This is a genomic window from Marinimicrobium sp. UBA4209, from assembly GCF_002381585.1.
GTDB classification, from domain to species: Bacteria; Pseudomonadota; Gammaproteobacteria; order Pseudomonadales; family Cellvibrionaceae; genus Marinimicrobium; species Marinimicrobium koreense.
The window spans coordinates 118,475-120,586 of record NZ_DFTP01000004.1 but is presented as its reverse complement, the minus strand read 5'-3'; the positions used below and the strand labels follow the sequence as shown (position 1 = coordinate 120,586).

General features: G+C 57.6%; 3 protein-coding genes and 1 pseudogene. 1 reads left to right on the top strand and 3 read right to left on the bottom strand.

Annotation, left to right across the window (positions count from 1 at the left end; genetic code table 11):
• Positions 1-46: 46 nt before the first annotated feature.
• Positions 47-337, bottom strand: a complete 291-nt coding sequence (locus B3187_RS00935) for a hypothetical protein (protein ID WP_123639369.1) — start codon at positions 335-337, stop codon at positions 47-49.
• Positions 338-640: 303 nt separating this feature from the next.
• Between B3187_RS00935 and B3187_RS00930 the strand changes: the two genes are divergently transcribed.
• Positions 641-976 carry a hypothetical protein gene (locus tag B3187_RS00930; protein WP_286804236.1) on the top strand — a complete coding sequence of 112 codons (336 nt, stop codon included), beginning with the start codon at positions 641-643 and terminating at the stop codon, positions 974-976.
• 72 nt (positions 977-1,048) lie between these two features.
• Here the strand turns inward: B3187_RS00930 and B3187_RS00925 are convergent, their stop codons facing one another.
• Entirely contained in the window at positions 1,049-1,387 is a 339-nt protein-coding gene (locus tag B3187_RS00925) for a P-II family nitrogen regulator (protein WP_024461944.1), read from the bottom strand.
• 149 nt (positions 1,388-1,536) lie between these two features.
• Positions 1,537-2,112: pseudogene (locus B3187_RS00920) on the bottom strand (ammonium transporter); the annotation flags it as partial.

Genomic DNA, 2,112 nt, shown 5'->3' with positions numbered 1-2,112 from the left:
GTAGGGCGGATAAGCGCGAAGCGCGCATCCGCCGTAACCCACCCCATCACATCATCCGATCACCATAATCCGACACCGGCTTCTTCGGCCGCGCATTGTTCAGGCTAGAGGGAATTTCACTGATGTGCCCACCCCGGGCCAGAAAGGCCTCCACCTGGCGAGCCAACTCATCGCGCAGCCGCTGGCGGGCGGCCACACTGAAGTCCTCATGGGCTTCCGATTTAGCGGAATACGACAGCTCAACTTCAGACTCATCCAGCGCCTCATCGTCGGCACTGTCTTCATCCTCGAGCACATCATCCACATCGTTGTCGTTAAGGGGATATTGACTTGCCATAGTGACACCTCCACCACGCCAGTTGCACGTCAACCCAGGCCATAACGACCGTTTTCGAGTGGCCGATTTTGACCCGTTTTCGCGTAATTTATAGCGCAAGAAAACGACGACGTCATGAGTTTTTGGTGGTGTTTTTAGGCTTTTTTTACCTTAGCAGGGAACCGGGGTAAAATTTTGGTTATTACCGGCGGGTGTCCTCAGATCGTTCCGACACATCGACACCGTTGAAACCGGCGTATAGTCCCACAGACCACCCTATGGAGCGCGCCCCTGGCGCACCTTCGACCACTAACGGAAGCAGTTATGAACGTTCGGTTACTGAGTAAACACTTCCCCCAATTGGCTGAGCTGCCCGAAAAAGAGCAGGCGGCGATTCTGCAGCAGGCCCACGAGCGCGCCTATGCGCCCGAGAGAAAACTGACCCACTGGCGGGGCAACATCATCAGCCTGGTGTGGATCTGCGCGGTATCGCTGTTTATCGCGCTGGTGGCGGGACCGGCGCTAGGGCTGGGACGGCCGGTGACCGGGGGGATCATCATGATGGTGGTTCTGCCCATCTTCATGGTGCTGCGCCACCGGCAGTATGTGGCTCAACTGAGGCCCGAAGTGGATGCCATCCTGGCGCGAACCCGGGACTGAGCGGTTCGCTCCCCATAAAACAAAACCGGCGCCCTGAGGCGCCGGTTTTGGGTGGTACTGGAGCAATCGGGATCAGATCGCGTCCGGGCCGGTTTCGCCGGTACGGATACGGATGATTTCCTCCAGCGGCGTGATAAAGATCTTACCGTCGCCGATTTTGCCAGTCTGGGCGGCCTTGGTAATGGCTTCCACCGCCTGTTCGACCAGAGAGTCGTCAACAGCCAGCTCTACCTTTACCTTGGGCAGGAAGTCCACCACATACTCGGCACCCCGATACAGCTCGGTGTGACCTTTCTGGCGGCCAAAACCTTTGACCTCGGTGACCGTCATGCCCTGAACGCCTACTTCGGACAGTGCGGTGCGCACGTCGTCCAATTTGAACGGTTTTACTACAGCAGTGATCAGTTTCATTGTGAGTTCCTTACTTAAACGACTTTAAAGTGACGGTGTTGAAATGCCCTATGCCTCTAAGATACACGTTACAGCGGTTTGGGTCATCTCCCGCCACTCAAAAGCAAGTGGCTTGAACGCCGGAGGTGCAGAGCACCCCCGGCCGGTCTTTACTTGTTGCTGACAAATTCCGGATAGGCTTCCATACCACATTCGGACAGGTCCACACCTTCGTATTCCTCGTCCTCGGAAACCCGCAGGCCAATCACCGCCTTGAGAACACCCCAGACGATCAGGCTGGTCACGAATACCCAGACGAAGATGGTCAGTGCACCGATAATCTGTCCCAGGAAGCTGACGTCGCTGTTGGTGAAAGGTACCGCCAGCAGACCCCACAGGCCGACCACACCGTGTACGGAGATGGCACCGACCGGATCGTCGATCTTCAGCTTGTCCAGGCCCACGATGGAGAAGACCACAATGATACCGCCGATGGCACCGATGATGCTGGCGCCCAGAGCGCTCGGGGTAGAAGGCTCAGCGGTGATCGCTACCAGACCGGCCAGAGCACCGTTCAGCGCCATGGTCAGGTCAGCCTTGCCGAACAGGATGCGGCCCAGGATCAACGCAGCCACCAGACCAGCTGCTGCCGCGGCGTTGGTGTTCAGGAACACCATGGCAACGGAGTTGGCGTTGGCAATATCGCCCAGTTTCAGCACAGAACCACCGTTGAAGCCGAACCAGCC